Source organism: Pseudomonas sp. Pc102, from assembly GCF_018408275.1.
Classification (GTDB): domain Bacteria; phylum Pseudomonadota; class Gammaproteobacteria; order Pseudomonadales; family Pseudomonadaceae; genus Metapseudomonas; species Metapseudomonas tohonis.
Genome location: NZ_AP021905.1, coordinates 5,234,110 through 5,260,738, shown reverse-complemented (window position 1 = coordinate 5,260,738; position 26,629 = coordinate 5,234,110). Strand labels below are relative to the sequence as shown.

Below are 26,629 nucleotides of genomic sequence, written 5' to 3'. Positions count from 1 at the left end.
TGGAGAGTCGATAGGCGCCGCCCGGGGAGGGCGGGCGCCTATGAAATCACGCCGCCGTGCGCTTGTCAGGTGGCCGGCTGTGGCGCCGGTCACGTTGTGTGCCGGGCGTTTACCAGTCGTAGCTGAGGCTGGAGACCACGGTACGGCCCTGGCCGTAGTAGCAGTCCCAGATGCTGCGGCAGCTGGCCACGTAGGTCTTGTCGGTGAGGTTCTCGACGTTCACCGCGAGCTTCACGCCCTTCAGGCGCAGCGCCGAGTGCTCGAAGTCATAGGTCACGGCCGCGTCGTAGACGGTGTAGGACGGGATCTGGAACGAGCCTTCGTAGTCGTCGCCATAGCTGCCGCGCACGTAGCGGGCCCCGAGTCCGGCGCCGAGGCCTGACAGCGGGCCGTCGCCTATGTAGCGGTAGTCGCTCCAGAGCGAGGCGGTCAGCGGCGGGTTGCTGGCCGGGTGGCGGCCTTTGCGGCCGTCGTTGTCCTTGGTGTACTCGATGTCGTTGCGCGAGACCGAGGCGATCAGGTTGAGGTTTTCGGTGAGCGCGGCCTTGCCTTCCAGCTCGATGCCCTGGGAACGGATGGCTCCGGTCTGGGCGTTGAAGCCGGGGTTGGCGAGGTCGGTGGTGAGGATGTTTTCCTGCTCCAGCTCGTAGACCGAGAGCTGGATGAAACTTTCCTGCCCGCTGGGCTGGTACTTCACGCCCGCTTCGTACTGCTTGCCGGTGGAGGGCTCGAAAGGCTTGCTGGTGGCGTCGGTGCCGGTCTGCGGGAGGAAGGATTCCGAGTAGCTGACATAGGGCGCCAGGCCATTGTCGAACAGGTAGGTGAGGCCGGCGCGACCGGTGAAGGCTTCGTCCTTGACGTTGCTGTGGGTGCCTCGCAGCGGTGCGCGGTTGTCGGTCTCGGCCCAGTCGTAGCGCCCGCCGAGTGTGAGGATCCACTGGTCCAGCTTGATCTGGTCCTGCATGTAGAGGCCGGTCTGGGTGATGGTGTTGTCCCAGGTGTAGCGGTTGCCGAACCTCAGCGGCTGGCCGTAGACCGGGCCGAACAGATCGATGATCGGCGGGTTGTAGTCGTACTGGCCGTCGAACTTCGAGTTGAAGTGGTAGTAGTCCAGGCCGATGAGCAGGGTGTGGCCGGCGGCGCCGGTGTCGAACTGTGCCTGGGCGATGTTATCCACGCCGAGGACCTTGTTCTTCTGCGCCCAGTCGACGCCGTAGCGAGTCTGGTAGCGCTTGTCGTTGGCGCCGGTGACCGGGTTGGCGACGAAACGGTAGCCGTGCAGCGGCGCGGTGTAGTGGTCGTCGACGTAGGCGTAGCGGGTGTTCTGCCTGAGCGTCCAGACGTCATCGAGGCGGTGGCTCAGCTCGTAGCCCAGGGCGTATTGCGTGCGGTGGTAGTCGTTGACGGCGGGCTCGCCGAGAAAACGGTCGCGGTCGATGCGCCCGTTGGGGTTGGCGAACACCGTGCCTTCGCTGGGCAGGCCCTGGGCCTCGGGCACGCCCTTGTCCTTCTGCAGTTGTGCGTAAAGCGTCAGGGTGGTGTCGTCGCTGGCCAGCCAGGTCAGGCTCGGGGCGATGAACAGGCGCTTCTGCTCGACGTAGTCGATCTCCGAGTTGGCGTCGTTGGCCAGGCCGGTGAGGCGATAGAGGAACCGGCCCTGTTCGTCCAGCGGGCCGCCCAGGTCGAAGGCCGCGCTCTTGCGGTCGTAGCTGCCGGTGCCGAGCTGGATCTGGTGCAACGGCGTGGCGGTGGGGCGCTTGCTGACCATGTTGATCATGCCACCGGGCTGGTTCTGGCCGTAGAGCACCGAGGAGGGGCCCTTCATCACTTCGATGCGTTCCAGCGAGTAGGGCTCGATCTGCAGGGCTCCGCCAGTGCTGCCGCCGCCGTAGGGCAGGTGCAGGCCGTCGAGGTAGAGCGGGGTCGGCAGGTAACCGCGCGAGGTGGGCTCGTCGAAGATCTTCACCCGGTCGGAGAAGCCGCCGCCGGTCATGCCGGCGGTATAGCGCAGGGCTTCGGTGACGCTCTGCGCACCGCGCGCCTTGATTTCGTCGGCGGTGATGACGTTGATGGTCTGGGGGATTTCCAGCAGCGGCGTGTCGGTCTTGGTGCCGGTGCCGCTACGGGTGGCGACGTAGCCCTGCACCGGTCCCCAGGCGTTTTCCTGGTAGCTGCTGCCCTGGATACGCGTGGCGTCCAGTTGCAGGCCGCCGTCTTCGCTGCGCGGCTGCAACTGGTAGCGGCCGGCACCGGTGCGCAGGGCCTGCAGGTCGCTGTCGCGGAGGAGGATGCCCAGTGCCTGCTCCACGCTGTAGCGCCCTCGCAGTGCCGGGCTCTGCTTGCCCGCAGTGAGGGCGCCGTCGGCGGCCAGGTAGATGCCGGTCTGCACGGCGAAGTGGTTGAGCTGGTCGGCCAGGGGGCCGGCGGGAATGTCGAACTGCTGGTCCTGCACCTGCTCGGAGGCGATCACCGGCGTGGTGGGGAGGGCGGCGGCGAGGGCCAGCGCAGTGGCCAGCGAGAGGGGGCGCAGCGGGAAACGGGAGAGGCGCGGTGACATGTCTTTTCCTTGTCGTTGGAGGGGGCACAAAGCCGTTGTCACCAGCTAATTCGGATGAGAAGGAAAAACCGGAAACGCGAATGCGAAATTTTTTCGAATCCTGCGGTCAGCGCGCTTCCACGGACTGCCACCAGGGCAGGGTGCGGCGGATGCGGATAGGCAGGACGTCCTCGAGCATCGCCAGGGCCTGGTCGCCGTCATGCAGGGGGAAGGTGCCGGTCACCCGCAGGTGGGCGACCGACGGGGCCACGCCGAGGTGGCCGTGACGGTGGCTGGCCAGTTCTTCGACGAAGGCCGACAGCGGCATGTCGCTGGCCAGCAGGATGCCCTGGCTCCAGCTCTGCCGGCCCTGGCTGGCGGGTTGCAGGGTGCCGATGGCCTGGGCGTCGAAGGCCAGTTGCTCGCCAGCCTGGGCGACGCGCAGCTCGCCGGAGGCGTTGCGCACTTCCACCGCGCCCTCGAAGACGTTGAGGCGCGTGCGGCCTTCCTGCTGTTGCACGCTGAAGCGCGTACCCAGTGCGCGCAGGCGGCCTTCGGCGGTGGTGATGACGAAGGGGCGGCTGTCGTGATGGGTGTCGATCAGTACCTCGCCGGCCACCAGGCGCAGCAGACGCAGGTCGGCTTGCAGGTCGACGCCCAGGGCACTGGCGCTGTTGAGCCAGACGCGGCTGCCGTCGTCCAGGGTGAATTCGCGCACCTCGCCGGTGGCGCTGCGGTAGTCGGCGCGCCAGCTCGCCACCAGTCCCGGCAGCGGGGTGCCGCGCCAGCCGGCCCAGCCGAGCAGGCTGCCGCCGCAGAGGACGGCCAGGGTGCGCAGTGCCTGGCGCCGCGACTGCTGGGCGCGGCGGGCGCCCTTGAGCGTTTGCAGGGTCAGCTCGCCGTCGCCTTGCAGCGGGGCGAAGCGCTGGCTGATGCGCTCGACGTAGAGCCAGGCCTGGCGATGCATCTCGCTCTGCCCGTGCCATTGCAGCCAGGCGGCGCGGGTGCCTTCGTCGGCCGCCTCGGCGCTGAGCTCGGCGTACCAGTGGGCGGCCTGCTGCAGGATGGCGTGGTCGGGTTTGAGCGGGGTCACGGGGCCAGTACCTCGTCGAGCTCGGCTTCCAGCAGCAGGCACTGCAGCATCGCCTGGGCCATGTAGCTGGTGACGGTGCGCTCGGAAACCCCCAGCCGCTCGGCGATGGCGCGGTAGCCCAGGCCCTGGACCTGGGCCAGGAGAAAGGCCTCGGCGACCTTTGGCGGCAGGCTGGCGAGCATGCTGTGTACCTGCTGCAGCGCCTCCAGCACCAGAGCGCGGTGCTCCTCGGAAGGTGCCACCGCTTCGGGCTGGCCGGCCAGTACCTCCGCCCAGGCACGTTCCACCTGCTGGCGCCGCCAGAAGTCCACACACACATGGCGGGACATGGCGCTGAGGTAGGCGCGGGCGTGGGTGTCGCTGTCGAACCGGCGCGGCCTGCTCAGCAGGCGCAGGAACACATCGTGGGCGAGGTCGGCGGCGTCGCAGGCATTGCCCAGCTTGCGTTGCAGCCAGGCGCGTATCCAGCCGTGGTGCTCGACGTAATAGTGCTGCACCTGGCGTTGGTAGGACTCGTCGAGGGTCGACATCTGTTGGGTACCGTCAGGGCAGGGCGGGATGAATGCAGATGAGAAGGATTCGCATATTAGTCGTACAGGTCCCCGCTGGCAATTCGTACGGTCGACAAGGCGCAGGATGATTGCGGCTTCTGTCCATTCGTGGGCATTGCCAGTTGGGGCGGCAATCAACAATAATGCGACTTATTCTTATTTGATCCCGGGATCTTCCCACGTGGCCACATCTCCGGACCTCAACGCTTCCCTGGCGACGCTCTACAGCGAGAACCACCGCTGGCTGCGCGCCTGGCTGTATCGCCAGCTGCGCTGCCCGCAGGATGCCGCCGACCTGACCCAGGACACCTTCATGCGGGCCATGGCCTCGCGCCAGCTGGGGCAGTTGGAGGAGCCGCGCGCCTTCCTCGGCACACTGGCCCGGCGCCTGCTGTCCAGCTTCTGGCGGCGGCGCAAGGTGGAGCGCGCGTACCTGGAGGCCCTCGCGGAGTTGCCCGAGCGCTTCGCCCCCTCGGAGGAGGACATCGCCCTGGTGAGCGAGGCCCTCGACGCCATCGACCGGCTGCTCGACGGCTTGCCGCAGCGGGTGCGCCGCGCCTTTCTGCTCAACCGTCTCGAAGGCTTGCCGCAGCAGGCGATAGCCGACCTCCTGGGGGTGTCCCTGGCCACGGTCGAACGCGACCTGCGCCGTGCCTTCGTGCATTGCCTCAGCGCCCACCCGGAGCTGCCATGAGCCACGCCGAACTCGACCCGCACACCCGCACCGCGATCGACTGGATGCTGCGCCTGGACCCCGGCCGCGTGACCAACCACGACCGCCAGGACTTCAAGCGCTGGCTGGCCGACGACCCGGCACACCTGCTCGCCTGGCAACGGGTCAGCGGCCTGCTGCAACAGCCGCTGGCCGACCTGCAGGGCGCCGAAGGGCGCAGCCCGGGGCAGTTGCGGGCCGCCAGCCGGGCGCTCTCGGCCCCTGATTCGCCGCAGCGGCGCAAGCTCCTGCGCGGCGGCCTGGCGTTGCTGGTGCTGGGGGCTGGCAGTGCTGCGCTGGTCAACCGCGTGACCCCGGTGACGGGCCTCACCGCCGATGTGCACACCGCCACCGGCGAGCGCCGCACGCTGCGACTGGCTGACGGCAGCCGCCTGGTCCTCAATGCCCGCAGCGCGGTGGATATCCGCTTCGATGGCTCGCGCCGGTTGCTGCGCCTGCGTGAGGGCGAGGTGCTGGTGACGGTAGCCGCCGATGCTGCGCGGCCCTTCATCATCGCCACCGCCCAGGGCGAAGTACGAGCGTTGGGCACGCGCTTCCTGGTCCGCCAGGAAGAGGCGCGCAGCCTGGTCTGCGTGCAGGAGCACAGCGTGCGCATCGACTGCCTCGACGGGCGCCAGGGCGAGCTGGGTGAAGGCCACGCGGCCTGGTTCGGCGCCGCCGGCATCCAGCCCGCCAGCGCCAGCCTGCTGACCCGAGCGGCGTGGGTGGACGGGCGCGTGGAAGTCGATGACGAGCCCCTGGGGCACCTGGTCGAGGCGCTGCGCCCCTACCATCGCGGCCTGCTGCGCATCAGCCCGGAGGCCGCGCAGGTGCGGGTGTTCGGTGTGTTCCCTCTGGACGACAGCGGCGCCACCCTGCAATCCCTGGCCGAGACCATGCCGGTGCGTGTGCGTCGCTTCGGGCCCTGGCTGACGCTGATCGACCGCGCCTGATCGCGCATCGTGCCCGCGTTCACGGATTGGCGCCGTGCGTAGCGTGGATGGCGCTCTTTTCATCCACCGGCAGTGCCGCCTGTGTGCACGCAGGCACCGTCATCCCCGCGAACGCGGGGACCCACTGAAACCGCCTCGCCAACAAATGGAAAAAATTCTCAGGAACGATGAGGGGTTTCCCCGGCTCGTTGGACATGGATAGGGCAAACCCGACACACGGAACAAGGAGCCCCACATGTCGTCCCCCCTTCTGCGCCCTGGCCTGCTGGCCCTGGCGATCGCGTTCGCCAGCGCTGGCCAGCCACTCGTGGCCCAGGCCGAATCCGGCAGCAGCCAGGTTGCCGTGCGCAGCTATGACATTCCCACCGGCCCGCTGGGCGAGACCCTGGCGCGCATCTCCCGCGAGAGCGGCCGCACCCTCTCGGCCGACCCGGCGCTGATCAGCGGCAAGCGGGCCCCGGCGGTGCACGGGCAGTTCACGGCGGAGCAGGCGGTGCAGCAGGCGTTGGCGGGGAGTGGGTTGTCGCTGGTGGTGACCGCCAGCGGCACGCTGTCATTGATCCCGGCGCCAGCCGAAGGCGCCCTGGAGCTGGGGGCGACGACCATCTCCTCCTCGTTGCTGGGCGATACCACCGAGGGCACCGGCTCCTACACCACCGGTTCGACCCGCACCGCGACCAAGCTGCCGCTGTCCCTGCGCGAGACGCCGCAGTCGGTCAGCGTGATCACCAGCCAGCGCATCCGCGACCAGAAGATGGTCAGCCTGGAAGACGTCCTCACCCAGGCCCCGGGCGTGCTCTACAAGAAAAAGAGCAACTCCTCCGACGAGGAGGTGGGCATCTTTTCCCGTGGCATGAAGATCGAGAACTTCCAGGTCGATGGCATCCCGACGGTGTTCGAGCCCTCGATGAGCAGCCAGTCCAACGACATGGCGGTGTATGACCGGGTCGAGATCGTGCGCGGCGCAACGGGCCTGCTCAGCGGCATCGGCCAGCCGTCCGCCACCATCAACATGGTGCGCAAGCGCCCGACCCGCGAGTTCGCGGCCTCGATCCAGGGCAGCGCCGGCTCCTGGGACAACTACCGCTCCGAGTTCGACGTGTCGGGCCCGATGAATCAGGAGGGCACGTTGCGCGGCCGGTTGGTGGCCGCCTACCAGACCGCCAATTCCTTCACCGATCGCCTCAGCACCGAGCGTCGGGTGGCCTATGGCGTCGTCGAGGCGGACCTCGGCGAGCGCGATACCGTCAGCTTCGGCATCGACTACCAGGTGCGCAACTGCGATGCCTGCGGCTACTTCGGCTTCCCGGCGTTCTACAGCAATGGCCAGCGCACCGACTTCAAGCGCTCCTTCAACTCGGCCGCCGACTGGAGCCACGCGGATCGCCAGCGCACCTCGATCTTCGGCACCTACGAGCATCGCTTCGACAACGCCTGGATGGCCAAGGTCGCCGTCACCAACGTCCGTGACGACAACGACGTCGAGTACGGCTGGTTCAGCAGCAACGGTTACCCCGACCAGCAGACCGGCGCGGGCACCAACCTGTATTTCGCCAAGTGGCCGAGCAAGCCCGAGCAGAACTCGGTGGACGCATACGCATCCGGCCCCTTCAGCCTGTTCGGCCGCGAGCACGAGCTGGTGGTCGGTGCCAGCGCCATGCGCTACCGCAGCAACACCGGAGCCTACCCGCTGTGGGTGGATCGCAGTGGCAGCGGCTGGAACCCGGCCATTCCCGACGTCTACCAATGGCGTGGCGACATCTCCAAGCCGCCGTTCAACCGCATTGGCGATCTGGAGTACAGCCAGCGCCAGTATGCGGCGTACAGCACGGCCCGCTTCACGCTCACCGATGGCCTGTCGCTGATCCTCGGCAGCCGCCTGAGCTACTTCAAGGTCGACCAGAGCTCCGCCTACTACGGCTACGATCCGACCTCCCTGAAGAAGCGCGAGCACGGCGAAGTCACTCCCTATGCCGGCCTGGTCTACGACCTGGACGACAACCACTCGGTCTATGCCAGCTACACCAGCATCTACAAGCCGCAATCGAGCCGGACCCTCGAAGGCACCTTCATGGACCCCACCGAGGGCGAGAGCTACGAGGTCGGGGCCAAGGGCGAGTATTACGACGGCCGGCTCAATCTCAGCGCCGCGCTGTTCGAGTCCAAGCTGAGCAACTACGCCGTCGGCACCGGGCTGTACGACGCTTTCGACAACGAGCTGGTGCGCCCCGCGAACATCAAGATCAAGGGGCTGGAGCTGGAAGTCGCCGGCGAGCTGCTGCCGGGCTGGCAGGTGCAGGCGGCATACAGCCACGTGAACACCTACTACCCGCAGGGCGTGGACGTGAACGTCGGTTTCCCCCGGAACAACGTGAAGCTGTTCAGCACCTACGACCTGACCGGGGACCTGAACCGCCTCACCCTCGGCGGTGGCGTGCGCTGGGAAAGCGCGACCCGCTACGGCAATACCCAGGTGATCCCCGGCACCACCCTGCAAGCCAAGCAGGGCAGCTACGCCCTGGTGGACCTGCTGGCGCGCTACCGCTTCGGCGAGCACTTCACCGGCACGCTCAACGTCGACAACCTGTTCGACAAGGCGTACTACGCGAGCACCAGCGTCTACAGCGACCTCTACGGCGAGCCGCGCAGCCTGACCGCTTCGTTGCGCTGGGAGTATTGATCACAGCCGACCAGGCCCCGGGGCGGAGCCCGGGCTACGGCGTGACGCTGTGCGTAGGGTGGAGGTCGCTCTTTACCTCCACCAGCGGTGCCGCCGGTGAGTTCGCTTGGTGGACGGGTGGAGCGTCGTCCACCCTGCGGCTGGCGCGCACGGAGTTGGTCCGTGGGTAGGGAGGATGGCGCTCTTTTCATCCACCAGCGGTGTCGCCGGTGGGCACGCTTGGTGGACGGGTGAAGCGTCGTCCCCCCTACGGCTGGCGCGTGCTGAGTTGGGCCGTGGGTAGGGTGGATGGCGCTCTTTTCATCCACCAGCGGTGCCGCCGGTGGGCACCGAGTCGGCCGGGCGGCGCTCCGCTTCAGCCCAGCGTTTACGCGGCCTCAGAGCCCCTTGATCTGCTTGTAGTCCAGCTCGGCGGTGTGGCCGGCGCCGAGGTCGAGGAGGACGTAGAACTCGCCGTTCGGGCGGGGGAAGGTGAAGCGCGAGTCGTCGCCGAGCTGGCCGTTGACCAGCACGCGCTCGTCGTAGCCGATCACGTCCAGGGTCACGCCCGGGGCGGCGCTGCCGTCGGAGAGGCCGCCGGTGCAGCGGATCCGGCCTTCGTCGACGGCTTCGCACTCGACGAAGGCGTTGTGGGCGAGGCAGGCGGGGGCGGCGAGTGCCAGGGCGCTCGCCAGCAGGGCGGGGAAAAGGGGCTTCACAGCTTGTCTCCATTGCGGGCCAGCCATTCGATCATCGACGGCGAGACGTCCTTCAGGGGGATGGAGGCCTGGTGGACGCTGCCGTCCCAGCCCTCCACCGTCAGCCACAGGGCATCGTCGGCGGTGGTGCCCGGCGGGATGCGCACCTCGGCGAACAGGCGGTAGGGGCTGCCGGAGAGCAGCGAGCCGGCGGCGCGCAGGCTGCGTGGCTTGCCGATGCGCAGGTAGGCGGCTTTCACCTGGTCGATGCAGTCTGCGCAGAAGGCGAGGGTGATCTCCTTCATGTAGCCGGCCTTGCCGTCGCGCTGCGGGTCGTGCAACTCCCATTCGGCGATGCGCGCGGTCCAGGGGCCGACCGGGTACTGGCCGATCACCCGCTCGCCCAGGCCCTGCAGGCCACGGTCGAGGCTGACGTCATGGAAGTAGGCGGGCATGAAGCCCAGCGGCACCAGCACCAGCAGCGCGCTGAGGTGGAAGCGCCACTTCAGCCACTGGCGCTTGAGGCGGGACTGGGGAATCAGGGCTGCGTTGCTCATTCGGTCGCTTCCAGGGCGGGGGTGACGGGTGTCTGGCGGGGGTGGCGTTTCATCGCCTTGGCGGTGGCGATCACCGTGCGCTTGCTCCAGATGAGCAGGCCGCTGAGCACCATCATGCTCAGCAGCAGGCCGAAGACGAACCAGATCATCTTCACCCAGATGCCGCCGAAGTCACCGGTGTGCAGCGGGCGCATGGATTCAGTGACGAACTCCAGCGGCGTACGGTCGGCGAGCAGGCGCGAGCCCACCAGTTCACCCGTATAGGGGTTGAGTTCGGCGGTCTGGAACATCAGCGGGTACCAGCCGCGACCGCCGACTTCCATCGGTGTGTAGGCGTCCGGGGAGAACATCACGAAGCTTACCTCGAAGCCGGGAATGGTCCGCGTGGCGGTGGCTACCGCCTGGTCCGTGCTCACGCGCGGCACCGGCTGGCCGGGTTGCACCAGGGGGACATCGTCACGCGGGATCAGCGTAGGCAGCCCGGCGCTGGAGATGGAGACATGCGTATCGGCGAGGATGGCGCGGATCAGGAACCACACGCCGGTGATGGAGATCACCGCGATGAACCAGATCGACCAGATGCCCGACAGGCGATGGAAGTCGCCCCAGAAGATGCGCGCGCCCTGGTTGAAGCGCAGCGTCGGCTTGAGGAAGCCGCGCCAGAAGCGCTTGTAGACCACCAGCCCGGTGACCAGCGAGGCGAGCATCGGCAGGCCCAGCAGCGACACCAGGTACCAGCCCCAGCTGTAACCGTTGGTGAAGGGCACCAGCCACCAGCCGTGCAGGGCGCGGGTGAACTGGCGGAAGTCGAACAGCGGGCTGCTGCCCTGGACCTGGCCCGTGTAGGGGTTCACGTACAGGGTCGCGGTGCGGGTGTCGGGGTAGGTCACCGCGGCGGTCAGGGCGAAGTGACGCTCCTCCGGCATGGCCAGCCATTCCACATCGGCGGTGGGATCCTGCTTCTCGATGGCGGCGAGTATCTGGTCGTAGCCCAGCGGCCGGGCGTCATCCGTGGGCGCGGTGGCGCGCACATCGGGATTGGCGAGCCAGACGATCTCCTCGCTGAGCACCGCGAGGGTGCCGGTGATGCATACCAGGAACACGAAGAACCAGATGGGCAACGCCAGCCAGCTGTGGACCAGGAACCAGGTTTTCGAACGGGACTTCTTCGACATTGGCAACGATCTGGGTAGCGGAATCAGGGGCTCCGGCCTCGGCCGGTCACGGGTACGGTCACGCCCGGCCCATGGAAAGGCACCCACCGGCCCAAGGGGGCTGGCGGGTGTAACCAGGGAAACGGCATCTCGAAATCGAGGGGGCGTTACATTCAGGACGGACGAGAGGGGCAAAACCCGCAACTGCAGATGCAAGAAAATGTTTCCGTCCGACGGAGGGTCGTCTAGCCCATCGATTCCACATCGTCTTCCAGCTGTTCCAGCAGCCAGTCGCCGAAGCTGCGGGTCAGCGGGCTGGGTTCGCTGTCGCGGTGGATCAGCCAGGCCCAGTTGGGGCCGCGGATGGTCTGCTCCACCAAGGGTTGCAGGCGCTTCTCGGCGCGCGCCTTGCGCGCCAGCAGGCGGCTGACCAGGGCGATGCCGAGGCCGTCGCAGGCGGCGTCCAGCAGTAGGCCGGGGTCGGAGAAGTTGAGCCCGCTGCTCTGCTGGCCGACGTCGATACCCGCTTCCAGCGCCCAGTGGCTCCAGTCCATCTCCCGCTCGCCGTGCAGGGTGGTGCGCTGCGCCGCCGGGGTGGCCAGCAGCGCCGGGTGGCAGGCGGGGTAGAGGCGATCGGCGTGGAGCACGCGGAAGCTGCATTCGGCCTGGGCGGTGATGTCGTCGCGCACGGCGATGTCGATGGTCTGGGTGGCCATATCCGGTGGCTCGTCGGTGGTGAACAGCCACAGGTCCACTTCCGGGTGCTGCTGGCGGAAGCCGCCCAGGCGCGGCACCAGCCAGTGGCGGGCGAAGGCCGGGCTGGTGTTGACCACCAGTTGGTTGGGCTTGCGGTACTGGTCCAGCCGACGGATGCCCACGGCCAGTTGCTGCAGCAGCGCCTGGGTGGTGCCGAGCAGGTCGTGCCCGGCATCGGTGAGGGCGACGCTGCGGCCGTTGCGGTGGAACAGCGGCTGCTCGAGGAAGCCTTCGAGGCTGCGGATCTGCTGGCTGATGGCCGACTGGGTGAGGTGCAGCTCTTCGGCGGCCTTGTGGAAGCTGCCGAGGCGGGCGGCGGCTTCGAAGCCGCGCAGGGCGTTCAGCGGGGGCCAGTGCTTGAGCATTTCTGATAAGCCTGTCTGATCATAAGTGTGGAAAATCTATCGTTTGTTGCGCCTATTTCACAGGCCTAGCATGGCTTCCATTACCGCGGTCGCGGTTTTCAGTGATAACTAAAACTTAACTGAAGGCAATCGTCATGCAGCAGCAACACGCGCAGCAGAGCGGCTGGGTCATGCCCGCCGAATGGTCCCATCACGCCGCCACCTGGATGGTCTGGCCGCACAACCAGCCGCTCTGGGAAGCCGGCTGGGGCGTGACCCTGGCTGCGGTGCAGGAGGATTTCGCCCGCGTCGCCAACGCCATCGCCCGCTTCGAGCCGGTGAAGATGGTGGTGGACCCGAGCGCCGTGGAGCGTGCCCGCGCCCTCTGCGGCCCGGGCGTCGAGCTGCTGCCGCTGGCGGTCGACGACAGCTGGTGCCGCGATTCCGGCCCGAGCTTCGTCTGCCACCCGCAACTGGGCGTGGCGGGCGTCAGCTGGCGCTTCAACGCCTGGGGCGGCAAGTCGGCCCATGACCTGGATGAAGGCCTGGCGCGCCGCGTGCTCAACCACCTGGGGTTGGAGTGCTTCGGCACTGCGTTGAGCAACGAGGGCGGCGCCATCCACGTCGACGGCGACGGCACCCTGATCACCACCGAGTCGGTGCTGCTCAACGCCAACCGCAACGCGGGCATCAGCAAGGCCGAGGTGGAGGCGATCTTCACCCGCCTGTTGGGCGTGAAGAAGACCATCTGGCTGCCGGGCGACCCGGACCACGTCACCGGCGACATGACCGACGGCCACGTCGACGGCGTTTGCGCTTTCGCCCGCCCCGGCGCGTTGCTGGTGGATGCCACCCGTGACCTGAGCTCGGTCTACGCCGAGGTGGTGCGGGAGAACCGCCGTGCCCTGGAGCTGGCCACCGACGCCCGGGGCCGCCATCTCGAGATGCTCGAACTGTTCGAGGCCAGCGACGCGGTGGACACCGAGGCCGAAGTGTTCTGCGCCTCCTACACCAACTTCTACATCGCCAACGGCGCGATCATCATGCCGGCCTACGGCATCGATGCCGACGACGAGGCCGCCGCCACCCTGCGCCTGGCCTTCCCCGGCCGCGACGTGGTGCCGGTGCGCATCAACCAGCTGGCCCACGGCGGCGGCGGGGTGCATTGCATCACCCAGCAGCAGCCGGCCTGGCCGCTGAAGGGGATGTGAGATGGCCAAGCTGACCGTCGCCACCACCCAGATGCCCTGCAGCTGGAACCTCGCGCGCAACCTCGACCAGGCCGAGCGCCTGGTCCGCGAGGCCGCCGCCCGGGGCGCCCAGGTGATCCTGCTGCAGGAGCTGTTCGCCACCCCCTACTTCTGCATCGAGCAGAACCACCGGCACCTGGCGCTGGCCGAGGAATACGCGCAGAGCCAGGTGCTGGCGCGCTTCGCCGACCTCGCCGGGGAGCTGGGCGTGGTCCTGCCGCTGAGCTGGTTCGAGCGTGCCGGCAACGCCTTCTTCAATTCCCTGGCCATGGCCGATGCCGACGGACGCCTGCTGGGCGTCTACCGCAAGACCCACATCCCCAACGCCATCGGCTACCAGGAGAAGGAATACTTCAGCCCCGGCGACACCGGTTTCCGCGTCTGGGACACCGCCCACGGCCGCCTCGGCGTGGGTATATGCTGGGACCAGTGGTTCCCCGAGACCGCGCGCTGCCTGGCCTTGCAGGGTGCCGAGGTGCTGTTGTTCCCCACCGCCATCGGCTCCGAACCCGGCGCCCAGGGCCTGGATTCGCGCGACCACTGGCAGATGACCATGCGCGGCCACGCCGCCGCCAACCTCCTCCCGGTGGTGGCGGCCAACCGCGTCGGCCGCGAGGTGGCGACCACGGACCCGGAATTGCAGATGAGCTTCTACGGCTCCTCCTTCATCTGCGACCACAAGGGCACGTTGCTGGCCGAGGCCGACCGTGAAGGCACCACGGTGCTGCTGCAGGCGCTGGACCTCGATGCCATGGCCGAGGAACGCCTCGCCTGGGGCATCTACCGCGACCGCCGCCCGGAGATGTACGGCCCGATGCTCGGCCTCGACGGCCAGCGCACCCACGTCACCTGGCAGAACACCCGAGGAGCCTGAGCATGCGCGCCTTCCGATCGCTGTTCGTCACCGCCGCCGCCCTGGCCTGCCTGGCCGGCAGTGCCCAGGCCGAGGAGAAGATCCTGCGTCTGTACAACTGGGCGGACTACTTCGCCGAGGACACCCTCAGCCGCTTCACCGCCGAGACCGGCATCCAGGTCGTCTATGACGTGATGGATGGCAGCGAGACCCTGGAAGCCAAGCTGATGGCCGGCAACAGCGGCTACGACCTGGTGTTCCCCGGCGACACCGTGGCCGAGCGGCTGATGCGCGCTGGGGCCCTGCAGAAGCTCGACGAGAGCAAGCTCACCGCGCTGGACGACATCGAGCCCGGTCTCAAGCGCCTGCAGACTCGCTATCCCTACTCGCGCCACGCCGTGGTGCCCTACACCTGGGGCACCATCGGCATCACCTACAACACCGCGATGATCGCCCAGCGCCAGGCCGACGCGCCGGTGAACAGCCTCGACCTGCTGTTCAAGCCGGAGCTGGCCGCGCGCTTCGCCGACTGCGGCATCTCGGTGATCGACTCGCCCGACGAGGTGCTCGCCGTGGTCCTCAACTACCTCGGCCGCGACCCGCGCAGCGCCAAGGCCGAGGACCTGGCGGCCGCCACCGGGTTGCTAAGCGCGATCAAGCCGTACATCCGCAAGTTCCAGTCGCAGCCGGTCACCGACCTGGTGAACGGCAACCTCTGCCTGTCATTGGGCTACAGCGGCGACGTCACCCAGTCGCAGCGCGCGGCGGCTGCGGCGGGCAAGCCGGTGGACTTCCAGTACCGCATCCCCCGCGAGGGCACCACGGTATGGATGGACACCATGGCCATTCCCGCCGACGCCCGGCACCCGGAATACGCCTTTGCCTTCATCAACTTCGTGATGCGCCCGGAAAACATGGCCGCCATCAGCAACTTCACCGGCTACCCCACCTCCAGCGCCAAGGCGCGGCCGATGGTGGATGCCGACATGCGCGGCAACCCGGACATCTACGTCGACGATGCCGCCTACGCCCGGCTGATCCCGGGCCGCGACATCCCCCAGCGCGACATGCGGGCCCGCATGCGTGCCTGGACCAAGTTCAAGACCTCCACCCACTGAACCGGCGCCCCGCGCCCTGGAGCACTGCCATGCCTTCGCGTCGTGACTTCATCAAGCACCTCACCGCCGTCGCCGGCCTCGGCGCGGTCACCAGCCTCGGGCTCGGAATCTCGCCGGTGCGCGCCCAGGCGGCCCTGCGGGGCGGCGCCTGGCGCATGCCGGACGAGAACGGCGTGCACGCCTGCAGCTATGTCAGCTTCGGCGCCCAGGCCGCCATCTGGGAGGACTTCACCGCCGACGTGCAGGACTGCATCGGCCTGATCGCCCGCACCATCGCCACCTACGAGCCGGTGGTGGTGCTGCACCGCCCCGGCCAGGCGAGCCTGGCCAGGCAGAAGTGCGGCACGCGCAACACCCGCTTCGTCGAGATGCCCCTGGACGACGTGTGGATGCGCGACATCGGCGGCACCTTCGTGGTGGACGGGCAGGGCGGCCTGGGCCTGGTGGACTTCAACTTCAACGGCTGGGGCAACAAGCAGCAGCACGCCAAGGACGGCGAGGTGGCGGGGGAAGTGAGCTACGACGCCGACGCCAGCTACATCGCCAGCCAGCTCACCGGCGAGGGCGGCGGCATCGAGGTGGATGGCGCCGGCACCGGCATCATGACCGAGAGCTGCTGGATCAACGGCAACCGCAACCCCGGCATGAGCAAGGCGCAGGTGGAGGCCGAGCTTATGAGCAACCTCGGCCTGCGCAAGATCATCTGGCTGCCCGGCATCAAGGGCAAGGACATCACCGACGCCCACGTCGACTTCTACGCGCGCTTCGTCAAGCCCGGGGTGGTGATCGCCAACCTCGACAACGACCCGCAGTCCTACGACTACGCGGTGACCCGCAAGCACCTGGAGATCCTCAACAAGGCCACCGACGCCGACGGGCGCAAGCTGCAGGTCCACACCCTGCCGCCACCCCGCACCCTGCGCAACAACCGCTTCACCCGCGACAACCCGGACTTCGCCCCCGGCTACATCAACTACTACCCGGTCAACGGCGCGGTGATCGCCCCGCAGTTCGGTGATGCCAGCGCCGATGCCTTCTGCCGCGACCTGCTCACCCGGCTCTACCCGGGGCGCAAGGTGGTGCAGATCAACATCGACGCGGTCGCCGCGGGCGGTGGCGGCATCCATTGCGTCACCTGCCATCAGCCGAAGGTGTAGGCCGGCGGTTGCGGTCTTGATGGGCTCCCGGGCTACGGATCTGAGCAGGGGTTAGGGCGGATGACGCTCTTTTCATCCACCGTGCGAGGCCGCCGGGGGGCACCGCTGTGGCAGCCCTGCGGGCTGCTTGGCGACTGAAGTCGCCCCTACGGGGCGGGTGCAAGGCCGGTGATGGGTTTCGCTGCGCTCTACGCCATCCTACCGTCCGTGTGCGGGGCCTGTTGGGGGCGAATTCATTCGCCCGCTTTTACGCCTGGCTTCCCTCACACCCGCTCCATTTGTTTACGTGCGAAAAGTTGACACATGGACATGTAAACAAACACGACATAGCGTGCTTCCCAGATGCCGAATCAACTTCTGGGGAGCCCGGACATGTTGTCGATCGAACTGATTGTGGAAAACCTCGCCAGCAGCGCCCTGGTGCTGGGCGCCATGCTGGGCCTCGCCTGGCTGGCCTACGGCCCGGCCGAGCGCGGCCTGCGCGGTTGAGGCGGCCGTCAGGCCATGTCGGAAGGCGAGCGGCGCACGAACTTGATCTTGTGGGTGAAGGTCGGTTTGCGCGTCACGCTGATGGCCCGGCGCGTCACCGCATCGAGGGTGATGTTCCAGTAGCCGGTGCTGGGCACGGTGATGCGCGCCGGGAACTTGTCGAAGGCGCCGCCGTGGTAGGTGTGGCGCCCACCATTCTTGAAACTGCGAAAGTTCGCGTCGCTCATCAGGCGGATGTTGCAGACCTGCGAGCACTCGATGACCACGATGTCGCCTTCGTTGAGGTGTTCGCGCTGGTGGATGAACTTCATGTACCGCTCCGGAACTGGTAAAGCGAAAGGCGCAACGATATCACGGCGGGGCCTTGCAACTCTCGGCCTGCCGTCGTCTCGCCACCGTAAGGCGGGTATCCGGGCTCGAACAGCCACAGTCTGAATTCCCTGTGCATGCTCTCCAGCCTCAGCGCCACGCGCCGCTGCACCTGCGCCACCAGGCGCTCCTCCAGCCAGCACCAGGCCCGGCGGTAGTCGCCCAGGGTCATCTGCGCCCCCGCCTCCACCAACAGCACCACCGGGCGGTGCCCGTGCCAGCACAGCGCGCCATCCAGCCCCGCCAGCGCTTGTTCCAGGTACGCACCACGGCTCATGCGCAGGGCATGGCGGGCGATATCGAAACTGTCGCTGTAGTGGTGGCGGGCGATCACGCCGCAGGCCGGGGCCGGCGCGGCGCAATCGCTGTTGTAGCAGTGGTAGAGATAGTCTCCGGCCACGAGGGGCTCAGCGCTGTCGCGTCGGCGCGTTGATGCACTTGTAGCCCGGGTACTGGGCCTCGGCGGTGATGCGCGCCATGTCCGAACTCACCGCCTGGACGATGAGGCTGAAGTTGGCGCGCGGGCCGGCGCCCGGCTGGACGCGTTGCAGGAAGGCGGAATAGCTGTGCATGGAAGCGATCTCCTCGGTGATGAGGAGCCCAGCCTAGGGGGACCGCACGACAGCCTGTGTCGTCAGGTGTCGGCGTAGAAGCCTGCCATCTCCCGCGCGCACTGGGCGATGGCCTGGCGCAGCGCGTGCGGCTCCAGCACCTCCACGGTGGCGCCGTGGGCGAGGATCCACCATTGCAACTCGCGGGTATGGGCCATCTCGCATTCCAGCAGCCACCACCCATTCTCCAGGGGCGAGAGGCGCTGATCATCGGCCAGTGGGGTCTCGGTGGCGTCCAGGCGCTCCCGCAGCGCAGCGTTGATGCGCAGCTTCAGAAGGATCGGCTCGGGCTCGAGCAGGGTTTCCTGGCGTGCGTGGGCTTGCAGATCGAAGCCTGGCGGTATCTGGACGCTGCGGGATCTCTTTGGCGTGACGCTGCGAAAGCGCTGCAGTGGCAGAGTGCGCACCCTGGTCTCGCCGACCTTGGTGCAGATCAGGTAGATGCTCGAATCCCGGTAGGACAGGCCAAGGGGATTGAGCTGCATGTGCTGTTCGCTGGCGCTGCGCCGCGAGTAGTAGAGCGCCTCCAGCGGGTAGCCCTCCAGCAGCGCCAGCTGGATTTCACGCAGCACGGTTTCGTCGATCGGCGCCTGGCGCAGCTGCAGTTGTTGCGAGCCGCTCACCACCTTGCCCAGCCAGCGCCCCTCGTGGCGCTGGAACTTGTCGAGCACCTCCCGCGAGCGCAGGTACTGCTCGTGCAGGTCGTCCAGTGCGGCGCGGTGCAGCAGGTGGCTGGCCTGTTCATAGAGGGTGACGATGCTCAGCGCCACCCGCGCGGACTTCAGCTCGTGGCTGTCCAGCGGCTTGGCCTGCACCCTGGTAGCGGGCAGGCGCGCGCCCTTGGCCAGCCTCCAGCGTGGCTGCGCATGGTTGTTGTCGGAGGCGATGGCGCCGTCGGCTGCCAGCAGCTCCAGGTCGCGTTGCACGGTGCGCAGGCTGACGGCGCACTGCTGTTGCAGCCGCTCGTGCAGGGTCGCCGCGTCGAGGCCCGGCTTTTCGGTGGCGGCGATCTCGGCCAGCACCCGGTTGCGGCGCTCCAGGGTGACGACGGCGTTCGGGCGTGGGGATCGGGCGGGCATCGGTGGCGTCCTCGTGCGACATAGGTTGTCGTTCGGCCGTGGATACTAGCGCCATGGAAAACGTGCTGCCTAGTGGCACGGACGATGAAACCGAATCAGGAACCGAGCATGTCGAGCTCCGCCCGCGTCATCAGCCTGCTGGAATACCTGCTGCCCCCGGCCGGGCGCCTGGCGATCGAGACGCCGGACGGACTGCTGCGCTTCTATGCCGGCATCGGCCTGGCGGCCTCGGGGGTGAACGACCTGCTGAGCGACTGCGAGGGTGTCGACGCCGCGCGCAGCCACTACGCCCGACTGAGGCAACAGGCGCTGGCCGAGGACGCGGACGCGCTCAACGACCTCGGCTGGCTCTGGCTGAACGGGCGCTGGTTGCCGGCCGACCCGGGCAAGGCCCACCGCCTGTTCAAGCTCGCCGTGGCCCTGGGCTCGGACCAGGCGCTGTTCAACCTGGGCGAGCAGTACTGCTACGGCAAGGGCGTGACGGTCGGCCTGGCGCTGGCGGCCGATTACTACGAACTGGCCTGGGAGCGCGGCGTGATCCCGGCGGCGCGGGCGCTGGGCGGCCTGCTGGAAGAGCGGGCGCGCGAGGGCTGCGCCGATCCGGTCCGCGCTGCCGAGTGGTACCGGCGCGCGGCCAGCGAGGGGGATGGTGAGGCGGCGCTCGCCCTGGGCTGCCTGTTGCTGGACGAGGAGGTCGGCTGCGTGGACGCGATGCAGGGCACCTGGTGGCTGCAGGTGGCCGCCGCACAGGGCTGCATGGTGGCGGCCGAGCGGCTGGTGCATTTCTTCGCCGGTGGCTTCAGGTTTCACGACCCGCAGCGATATCTTTACCGCCTCTGGCGCGACCACGCCCTGCGCATGGGCAGCAGCCTGGCACGGGAGATGAAGACGCTGGACGACGCGGACGAAGGCGCCGGGTTGTGGGTGGGGTGAGCGGGAGGCTGGAGTTCTTTCGTGCCCGGTGTCGGGTGCGGTTTTCGATGGAGCAAGGGGAGGGGATATGACGCTGCATGATTCGATCGTTCTGGAGATCGTCAACGGCCGCCTGGCCATGGAACTGCGGGCGACCGACCTGCTGGGGGACGAGCGCCGTGTCGAGGTGCTCGATGGCGAGGAGAAGGTGGAGCGCTTCCGCGTCGGCTTCGAGTTCTTCAGCGAAAGCCACATCACCACCGAGATGGCCAACCGCGCCGAGGACAGCGGCTACTGGGTCAAGCGCGGCGAGACGCCGCGTTATCGCAAGGTCGCCCGTGGGCTGTACCGCGTGCTGGCGCTGGAGGAGGGCGAGGAGCTGCTGAGGCATGAGGAGCAGGCTTCGGCCCCGACTCCGGTCGTTGCCGCAGGTGGCCCTGCCGAAGCCCGCTTCGCCGATTACCTGGCGCAGGTGCCGTTCCAGATCTTCGACCGCCGTCGCCGCGCGTTGCACCCTGCCCAGCCGGTAGAAGGTTTCGCTGCGCGGCTTGGCAGCTACTTCTGGCCGAGCCCAAGCGTCGATTACCTCGCCACCGCGACGACCCTGAATGCCTTCGTCGGCCGTGCCCGCGCCCTGAGCGTCAACCTCGCCGGCAACGCTGCCGCTGTGTTGGCGCTGTTCCAGGACATCTGCGACTGGGGCGGGGTGAAGCTACCCACCCAGGACGCCGCCGTGGTTGTGCATAACCTCGGTGAAGCCCGGAAGCAAAAGCCTTCCAGCCCCGCAGCGATGAACAGCGCCTGGACCAAGCTCTACGCGATCTTCTACCCGGACGACTTCGTGATCTTCGATTCGCGGGTCGCCACCGCCCTGGTGTCCATTGCCGAAGCGGTGCTGGACGACGGCGAGCTGGCCGACTTCAAGCAGCAGTACCCGGCCCTGGGTACCGTGGCCGGCCGGGGTGGCTCCCGCCCGCGCGCTACCCGCAGCTACTGGAAGAACGCCTACACCTCCTGGCAGGCGCAGCTGGACGCCAACCTGCTGTCGAAGCGGATTCTCTCCGCGCTCAACGGTGAGGACGGCAAGTACACCCTGCGTGAACTGGAAGCCGTGCTGTTCATGGAAGGCTACTGACGGCTTCGCGGAGGGCTGCGCCGTTGCGGCCCTCCGCATCCCGCTCCACCGACGCTGGATCAGGCGTTCAGCAGCACCAGGGCCGCCAGTGGGTAGTGCCTGTCGTCGTGGCTGCGCAGGTTCGGCTCCGTGTCCGGCTGCACCCAGGCCAGCGCGGCGAAGTGCTTTTCCTCCAGCCAGTCGATGAAGGCCTGCTGTTCTTCCTGGCTCGCCTGCGCGCCCTGGCGATAGGGGATGGCGAAAACCGCACCGACCTTGTGGCCCTCGATATCCGCCGAGCGCGCATCGGCTGTCGCCAGTGCGCAGCGGGCCGCCAGCAAGGTGCCCGCAGCGGTCAGGTCGGTGATTTCCAGGTAGGCCACCTTGGCTTCGATGCAGAAACCGTGCTCGTCGTTGGCGATATACAGGTCGTTGCGCCCCGCGCCGTATTCGGCCTCGTCACCGATCCTGCCCACCTGGTATTCCTCCAGCGCGGTCCAGCCCGCGCGCCAGGCAGCGCCACAGAGCACGCTGACGTTGGACTGCTCGTTGTACCAGTAGGGCAGGTCCTCGCCGCCCCAGACGGCGACGTACTGCCTGACGCATTCGACCCAGGTGCGGAGCACGGGCTCCAGGGGCTGCAATGGCTGGCTTTCGATGATCACGCTCATGGCAATTCCCTTTGCGTCGGTGGTGTGGTGATGAGGCCATATGACAACGAAATGGACATGTAAGAAAAGACTCGCGGCTGGCTACATGTCGCTATGGAGTGTCATCAGCCAAACCTGACAATGCTTTACCCGCCAGGGGACTAACGGATAATGTCGCGATGATGGCCATCCAGGCAGTCTGATGTTCTTGTGCATTTCTGAATCAAGATTTCGGGCGCTCTATCTCGGGCTTTACGGGATGGCGAGTGCCTGGCGGGCGTTGTCGATGCCCACGGGAAACGTGGGCTTCAAGGACCTGAAGGAGACGTTGTATGTCGTTGGTCGAGTTCTACCGGCAGAAGAATTTCAGCAGTTGCAGCCGCATCCACCTGGCCCCGGGGATTCCTCCCAAGCTGCTGAGCAACGCCATCGAGGCATTCAAGTTCAGGGGTGATCCGCGTGAGGTCGTGGCCCTGATCGACAACACCATGTTCGGCAGCGGCAAGGATGGCTGCCTGATCTGTTCCGACCGTCTCCTCTTCCGCGAGCCCTTCGCGGAGCCCACCGAGTACCTGTTCATCGAGATCAAGCTGGTCCAGTCCCGCGACCAGCGCGCCTTCGTCAACGGCCGTGACGTGCTGAAATTCAACATGCCCGACAAGCGTGACCTGGCCGCTTGCTTCGAGGTGCTGGCCGAGTGGCTGGGCGGGCAGGCCGATGCGCCCGGCAAGCCGCTTGCCGCGCCGGTGGAGGCAGCGCCGAAGGCCACCGGGGAATTGCCGGCCGAGCAGTTGGCGGTGCTGATCGGTTACGTGCGCGAGTGCGCCTTGCGTATCGAGTCCGACAAGGTCTTCGTGGCGCCGAACATTCCGCCGAAGAAGCTGCAGGCGGCCCTGGCGTCCTATGGCAACGGCATGACGGCGGACGAGGTGATCGTGCTGGTCGACGACACCCTGTTCGGTGGCGCCAAGGAGGGGATGCTGATCGGCGACACGCGGATCGCCATGAAGATGATGATGGATTCGCCGCGCCTGTTCTTCTGGAAGTTCCTCACCGGCATCGCCATCAGCAAGCGCAAGGTCTTCGTCAACCAGCGCGAGATCGCCCAACTGACGCAACTGGGCGAGGCCGAGCTGGGGGACTTCTTCGACACCATCAACGACTGCCTGCAGGACTTGCAGGGCCAGCTTGCCGATCAGCCCGCGCCGGCGGCCAAGGCGGTTGCGGCACCGGTGAGCGTGGCCGCGCCCGCCGTCGAGCAGCAGGTGCAGCTGTCCAGCGAGGTGGAGCAGAGCATGTCGGTGCCGGCGGTGCAGGCCCTGGCCGAGGCGCAGCCGGAGGTCGTGGCGGAGGACGCCAAGGGCAAGGACTCCAGGGCCAGCGAGAAGTTGTTCGGCTTCATCGCCAACGCCATCGAGCAGAACAAATCGAAGATCATCCCGCTACTCAAGGAAAAGACCGGCGAAGCTTCCCTCGCCGCCCTGCGCAACGACGAGAACATTGAGAAGTTCGCGGTGTACCTCTATGCCTTCCTGCCGAGCGTGGTGCGCCTGGCGCTGAGGGAGCAGGTGTTCGTGCAGTTCATGATCAGCAACCGCGACAAGATCATCGACCGCGTCATTGGCCCGGAACTGCAGGGCGAACTGCTGGAGGCGCCGGAGCCGGCGAGCCCCGGCTCGGCGAAGAGCCTGTCCAGCTTCGCCAGGCGCAGCGAACCGACACCGATCCAGCGCTCTTCGCTGTTCAACCAGAAGCTGGAGGAGGGGCAGCAGTACCTCGAGCAGTTCCAGGCCCACGCCCGCAGCGCCAGCGCCCGGCAACGCGACAGCGAGGAATTCCAGCAAGGGCTGGAGCAGTTCCATACCATTCAGTTCGGCATGGGCGTGCTGGCCGGCGCCATGCAGGTGCCGCGCTTCGTCGCCCGTGCCCTGGGCGAGGCGTTGAGCGGCAACGAGCAGGCGGCACTGGCCAGTGACGAAACCACGCTGTTGGGGCTGGGCTACGCCATTGCCTCGATGAGCCACATGCTGCGCGAGCAGGCCGGCTTCGACGAGGACCAGACCGCCGAGCTGCTCTACCCGCTGCTCAGCGCGCTGATCGTCCCTTATGTGCAGCAGGGCGTGGACGGTGGGCGCAAGACCCTGCGCAGCGTGGCCCGGCCCATGGAGCAGGTCGCCGAATCCGAACAGATGAAGGACTTCCAGCTCACTTGCCGGCGCATGGGCATGAACATCGCCAATGGCGACCTGGAGGACCTGGCCGGTAACTTCACCTTCGCCATCTACCGGGCTGTGGAGACACAGTTCGCCAGCAAGGAGGAAGCGCTGGGGCTGAGCCGCAAGCTGGATGACTTCGCCCGTGATGGCTTCGATGCTTACAGGCAGCAGATGGACGAAGCGCTGGAGGCGTTGCTGATCCGCTACATGGAAAGCCAGCAGGGCTGAACCCAGGCCCGGGGCGCCGCCGTGGCGCTCCGGGCCGGCCACCACGATAGTTGCCAGATTCATCAACCAAGTATTTGATTTGTCATATGTTTCCCCGCGTCACCCTTGGCTAGAGTCGGCGCCATAACGACTACAACAAGCCGAGGCACCCCATGGACCACCTGCCCATCTCCTGCGACATCCCGCCTGCCTGATCCGCAACCCGTGACCTTCACCGCGCGCCACCCGGCGTTGCGCCTTCACGTTCCGGATGAGGCATTCACATGGACAACACCCCGCACACCCAAGCACCGCGCCCTAAGATCGAGGTGCGCTCCATCGACTACGTGCCGCGCAGCGAGCGCCACGGCAAGGTCTGGCACCAGGGGCCGTTCTGGTTCACCGGCAATTTCGTGCTCACCACCCTGGTCACCGGTTTCACCGGGCCTGCCCTGGGCCTGGGCGTGCCGGGCTCGGTTCTGGCGATCCTGATCGGTGTCTGCATCGGCACCTTCTTCATGGCTTTCCACGCCAACCAGGGGCCGCGCATGGGGCTGCCGCAGATGATCCAGTCGCGGGCGCAGTTCGGCCTGCGCGGCGCGGTGGTGCCCTTCATCGCGGTGGTCGGCGTGTACATCGGTTTCAACGTGTTCAACGTCATCCTCGCCACCGATGCGATCAACACCGTGCTGCCCGGCGCGCGCATGCCCTGGTACGTGCTGCTGGTGGGCCTGGCGGTGCTGCTGGCGATCGTCGGGCACGACCTGCTGCACACCGTGCAGCGCTGGCTGACCTACCTGATGATCGCGGTGTTCGGCGTGCTCACCCTCTTCGCCGTCACCGAGCTGCAGGCCGATGCGGCCCTGGCGCCGGCGGGGTTCTCCTGGAGCGCGTTCCTGGTGCAGCTCTCGGCGGCGGCCGGCTACCAGATCAGCTACTCGGTGTACGTCTCGGACTATTCGCGCTACCTGCCCCACGATACGCCGCCGCGCCGGGTGATCTTCTGGACCTATCTCGGCGCCGGCGGCTCGGCGCTGTGGCTGATGTCCCTGGGGGCCTTCATCGCCTCGGCCCTGCCGGCGCCGGACGCCATCGGCAGCATCCGCGAGATCGGCAACCGGCTGTTCGCGGGCTTCGGCACCTTCACCGTGCTCATCGCCGTGCCGGCACTGGTGGGCATCATGGCGGTGAACTGCTATGGCGCGATGCTCACCAGCCTCAGCGCCATCGACGCCTTCGCCCGGGTGAAGCCGACCCTGCGCCTGCGGGTGGCCGGCATCGGCGTGATCGCCCTCATCGTGCTGGTGGTGGCGCGGCTGATCCCCGAGAGCTACCTGGGTAGCTTCAACACCTTCGTCCTGCTGATGCTGTACTTCCTGGTGCCCTGGACGGCGGTCAACCTGGTGGACTTCTACCTGGTGCGGCGCGGGCACTACGCGATCAGCGAGATCTTCAACCCGCAGGGCCTCTATCGCGGCTGGTCGGTCGCCGGGCTGCTGGCCTATGGGCTCGGGCTGCTGGCGATGGTGCCGTTCATGGCGCTGGGTTTCTGGACCGGCCCCGCCACGGCCGCCCTGGGCGGTGCGGACATCGCCTTCGCGGTGGGCCTGCCGGTGTCCGGCCTGAGCTACTGGCTGCTGGCCCGGAAGCTGGACCTGGCCGCCGAGCGCCGGCTGGCGGAAGCGGATCAGCAACAACTGGAGCGAGGAGGGCCGCTGGCATGACGACGATGAAGGTTAACGTGGCCTGCTGCCAGGTCGCCCCGCGCATTGGCGAGCTGGCGTTCAACCGTGCGCTCGTCGAGCGCGTCACCCGCCGGGCGGCGAGCCTGGGCGCGCAGGTGGTGGTGCTGCCGGAGCTGGTGCAGAGCGGTTACCTGTTCCGCGACCCTGCCGAGGCCCGGGCCCTGGCCGAGCCGCTGGACGGCCCCGGCATCACGCTGTGGACGGCCCTGGCCGCCGAGCTGGGCATCGTGCTGGTGGGCGGCTTCTGCGAATTGCGCGATGACGGCACCCTGGCCAACAGCGCGGCGCTGGTGGATGCCAGCGGGGTGCGCGCGGTGTACCGCAAGGCGCACCTGTGGGATGGCGAGAAGGCGATCTTCACGCCCGGCGATGCCCCGCCCCCGGTGGTGGACACGGCCTTCGGGCGACTCGCGGTGATGATCTGCTACGACCTCGAGTTCCCCGAATGGGTGCGCCTGCCCGCGCTGGCCGGTGCCCAGTTGCTCTGTGCGCCGGTGAACTGGCCACGGGGCCCGCGCCCGGTCGCCGAGCGCCCTGGGGAAGTGGTGCGGGTGCAGGCCGATGCGGCGGTGAACCGGATGACCATCGCCGCCTGCGATCGCCACGGCCATGAGCGGGGCGTGGACTGGGTGGAGGGCTCGGTGATCGTCGATGCCGACGGTTATCCACAAGCCGGGCCGGCGGGCGAGGGGGGCGAGCAACTGCTGCTGGCGGAGCTGGACCTGGGCGCTGCGCGGGACAAGCGCATCAGCGCCCGCAACGATGTGCATGGCGACCGGCGGCCGGAGCTTTATTCCGGGCTGTTGGCTGTGCAGGGGAAGGCCCTGGGCTGAAGCCCAGGCTAGA

The 26,629-nt window shown here is 67.6% G+C and carries 24 protein-coding genes; 12 read left to right on the top strand and 12 right to left on the bottom strand.

The features are described from left to right. Positions 1–109: 109 nt before the first annotated feature. The 3 genes from PHLH3_RS24050 to PHLH3_RS24040 all read right to left on the bottom strand — a co-directional run bounded on the left by PHLH3_RS24050 (position 110) and on the right by PHLH3_RS24040 (position 4,159). Positions 110–2,557, bottom strand: coding sequence for a TonB-dependent siderophore receptor (locus PHLH3_RS24050; RefSeq protein ID WP_213626063.1), 2,448 nt, complete (start codon positions 2,555–2,557; stop codon positions 110–112). 106 nt (positions 2,558–2,663) lie between these two features. Beyond that, entirely contained in the window at positions 2,664–3,629 is a 966-nt protein-coding gene (locus PHLH3_RS24045; RefSeq protein ID WP_244862936.1) for a FecR domain-containing protein, read from the bottom strand. Further along, the gene (locus PHLH3_RS24040; protein WP_213626062.1) at positions 3,626–4,159 is read right to left on the bottom strand and encodes a sigma-70 family RNA polymerase sigma factor; all 534 of its coding nucleotides are present in this window, start codon (positions 4,157–4,159) and stop codon (positions 3,626–3,628) included. The genes PHLH3_RS24045 and PHLH3_RS24040 overlap by 4 nt, the downstream gene beginning before the upstream one ends. Before the next feature lie 202 nt (positions 4,160–4,361). On the opposite strand from PHLH3_RS24040, the gene PHLH3_RS24035 reads away from it, so the two are divergent. The 3 genes from PHLH3_RS24035 to PHLH3_RS24025 all read left to right on the top strand — a co-directional run bounded on the left by PHLH3_RS24035 (position 4,362) and on the right by PHLH3_RS24025 (position 8,525). Continuing rightward, on the top strand, positions 4,362–4,874 hold the full coding sequence (locus PHLH3_RS24035) for a sigma-70 family RNA polymerase sigma factor (protein ID WP_244862935.1): 513 nt from the start codon (positions 4,362–4,364) through the stop codon (positions 4,872–4,874). Next, complete coding sequence (locus PHLH3_RS24030) at positions 4,871–5,845, top strand: FecR family protein (protein ID WP_213626060.1); 975 nt, start codon at positions 4,871–4,873, stop codon at positions 5,843–5,845. Before PHLH3_RS24035 ends, PHLH3_RS24030 begins: the two co-directional genes overlap by 4 nt. A 235-nt stretch (positions 5,846–6,080) precedes the next feature. Beyond that, the gene (locus PHLH3_RS24025) at positions 6,081–8,525 is read left to right on the top strand and encodes a TonB-dependent siderophore receptor (RefSeq protein ID WP_213626059.1); all 2,445 of its coding nucleotides are present in this window, start codon (positions 6,081–6,083) and stop codon (positions 8,523–8,525) included. A gap of 377 nt (positions 8,526–8,902) precedes the next feature. Here the strand turns inward: PHLH3_RS24025 and PHLH3_RS24020 are convergent, their stop codons facing one another. The 4 genes from PHLH3_RS24020 to PHLH3_RS24005 all read right to left on the bottom strand — a co-directional run bounded on the left by PHLH3_RS24020 (position 8,903) and on the right by PHLH3_RS24005 (position 12,034). Continuing rightward, entirely contained in the window at positions 8,903–9,223 is a 321-nt protein-coding gene (locus PHLH3_RS24020; RefSeq protein WP_213626058.1) for a hypothetical protein, read from the bottom strand. Then, a complete protein-coding gene (locus tag PHLH3_RS24015; protein ID WP_213626057.1) occupies positions 9,220–9,759 on the bottom strand; it encodes a thiamine pyrophosphate-binding protein in 540 nt (179 codons plus the stop codon). The genes PHLH3_RS24020 and PHLH3_RS24015 overlap by 4 nt, the downstream gene beginning before the upstream one ends. Further along, the gene (locus PHLH3_RS24010; protein ID WP_213626056.1) at positions 9,756–10,934 is read right to left on the bottom strand and encodes a PepSY domain-containing protein; all 1,179 of its coding nucleotides are present in this window, start codon (positions 10,932–10,934) and stop codon (positions 9,756–9,758) included. Before PHLH3_RS24010 ends, PHLH3_RS24015 begins: the two co-directional genes overlap by 4 nt. Positions 10,935–11,158: 224 nt before the next feature. Next, on the bottom strand, positions 11,159–12,034 hold the full coding sequence (locus PHLH3_RS24005) for a LysR substrate-binding domain-containing protein (protein WP_213626055.1): 876 nt from the start codon (positions 12,032–12,034) through the stop codon (positions 11,159–11,161). A gap of 134 nt (positions 12,035–12,168) precedes the next feature. Here PHLH3_RS24005 and PHLH3_RS24000 point away from each other — a divergent pair, with 134 nt between their 5' ends. Genes PHLH3_RS24000 through PHLH3_RS23985 form a run of 4 tightly spaced genes read left to right on the top strand, consistent with a single transcriptional unit; the run spans position 12,169 to position 16,391 of the window. Beyond that, the gene (locus tag PHLH3_RS24000) at positions 12,169–13,224 is read left to right on the top strand and encodes an agmatine deiminase family protein (RefSeq protein ID WP_213626054.1); all 1,056 of its coding nucleotides are present in this window, start codon (positions 12,169–12,171) and stop codon (positions 13,222–13,224) included. Between the two features lies 1 nt (position 13,225). Then, positions 13,226–14,137: an N-carbamoylputrescine amidase gene (gene aguB / locus PHLH3_RS23995; protein WP_213626053.1), complete on the top strand. Its 912-nt coding sequence runs from the start codon at positions 13,226–13,228 to the stop codon at positions 14,135–14,137. A 2-nt stretch (positions 14,138–14,139) separates the two neighbouring features. Next, entirely contained in the window at positions 14,140–15,234 is a 1,095-nt protein-coding gene (locus PHLH3_RS23990; protein WP_213626052.1) for an extracellular solute-binding protein, read from the top strand. Between the two features lie 29 nt (positions 15,235–15,263). Beyond that, entirely contained in the window at positions 15,264–16,391 is a 1,128-nt protein-coding gene (locus PHLH3_RS23985; protein WP_213626051.1) for an agmatine deiminase family protein, read from the top strand. A gap of 497 nt (positions 16,392–16,888) precedes the next feature. Here PHLH3_RS23985 and PHLH3_RS23980 read toward each other — a convergent pair whose 3' ends face one another. The 4 genes from PHLH3_RS23980 to PHLH3_RS23965 form a co-directional block, all read right to left on the bottom strand. Beyond that, the gene (locus PHLH3_RS23980; protein ID WP_111261014.1) at positions 16,889–17,191 is read right to left on the bottom strand and encodes a DUF1883 domain-containing protein; all 303 of its coding nucleotides are present in this window, start codon (positions 17,189–17,191) and stop codon (positions 16,889–16,891) included. Then, entirely contained in the window at positions 17,188–17,649 is a 462-nt protein-coding gene (locus PHLH3_RS23975) for a hypothetical protein (RefSeq protein ID WP_213626050.1), read from the bottom strand. Before PHLH3_RS23975 ends, PHLH3_RS23980 begins: the two co-directional genes overlap by 4 nt. Before the next feature lie 7 nt (positions 17,650–17,656). Continuing rightward, positions 17,657–17,821 carry a hypothetical protein gene (locus tag PHLH3_RS23970; RefSeq protein ID WP_164488215.1) on the bottom strand — a complete coding sequence of 55 codons (165 nt, stop codon included), beginning with the start codon at positions 17,819–17,821 and terminating at the stop codon, positions 17,657–17,659. 62 nt (positions 17,822–17,883) lie between these two features. Further along, positions 17,884–18,939 (bottom strand): WYL domain-containing protein, encoded by a 1,056-nt coding sequence (locus PHLH3_RS23965; protein ID WP_213626049.1) that lies wholly within the window; start codon positions 18,937–18,939, stop codon positions 17,884–17,886. A 108-nt stretch (positions 18,940–19,047) separates the two neighbouring features. Between PHLH3_RS23965 and PHLH3_RS23960 the strand changes: the two genes are divergently transcribed. Further along, the gene (locus PHLH3_RS23960) at positions 19,048–19,872 is read left to right on the top strand and encodes a tetratricopeptide repeat protein (RefSeq protein WP_213626048.1); all 825 of its coding nucleotides are present in this window, start codon (positions 19,048–19,050) and stop codon (positions 19,870–19,872) included. A 67-nt stretch (positions 19,873–19,939) separates the two neighbouring features. Further along, positions 19,940–20,986, top strand: coding sequence for a hypothetical protein (locus PHLH3_RS23955; RefSeq protein ID WP_213626047.1), 1,047 nt, complete (start codon positions 19,940–19,942; stop codon positions 20,984–20,986). A 59-nt stretch (positions 20,987–21,045) separates the two neighbouring features. On the opposite strand, the gene PHLH3_RS23950 is transcribed toward PHLH3_RS23955, so the two are convergent. Further along, positions 21,046–21,636, bottom strand: coding sequence for a hypothetical protein (locus PHLH3_RS23950; RefSeq protein WP_213626046.1), 591 nt, complete (start codon positions 21,634–21,636; stop codon positions 21,046–21,048). A 311-nt stretch (positions 21,637–21,947) separates the two neighbouring features. On the opposite strand from PHLH3_RS23950, the gene PHLH3_RS23945 reads away from it, so the two are divergent. The 3 genes from PHLH3_RS23945 (at position 21,948) to PHLH3_RS23935 (ending at position 26,616) form a co-directional block, all read left to right on the top strand. Beyond that, positions 21,948–24,059: a hypothetical protein gene (locus tag PHLH3_RS23945; RefSeq protein ID WP_213626045.1), complete on the top strand. Its 2,112-nt coding sequence runs from the start codon at positions 21,948–21,950 to the stop codon at positions 24,057–24,059. Between the two features lie 263 nt (positions 24,060–24,322). Next, positions 24,323–25,762, top strand: a complete 1,440-nt coding sequence (locus PHLH3_RS23940) for a cytosine permease (RefSeq protein ID WP_213626044.1) — start codon at positions 24,323–24,325, stop codon at positions 25,760–25,762. After that, a complete protein-coding gene (locus PHLH3_RS23935; RefSeq protein WP_213626043.1) occupies positions 25,759–26,616 on the top strand; it encodes a nitrilase family protein in 858 nt (285 codons plus the stop codon). The genes PHLH3_RS23940 and PHLH3_RS23935 overlap by 4 nt, the downstream gene beginning before the upstream one ends. The last annotated feature ends 13 nt before the right edge of the window (positions 26,617–26,629 follow it).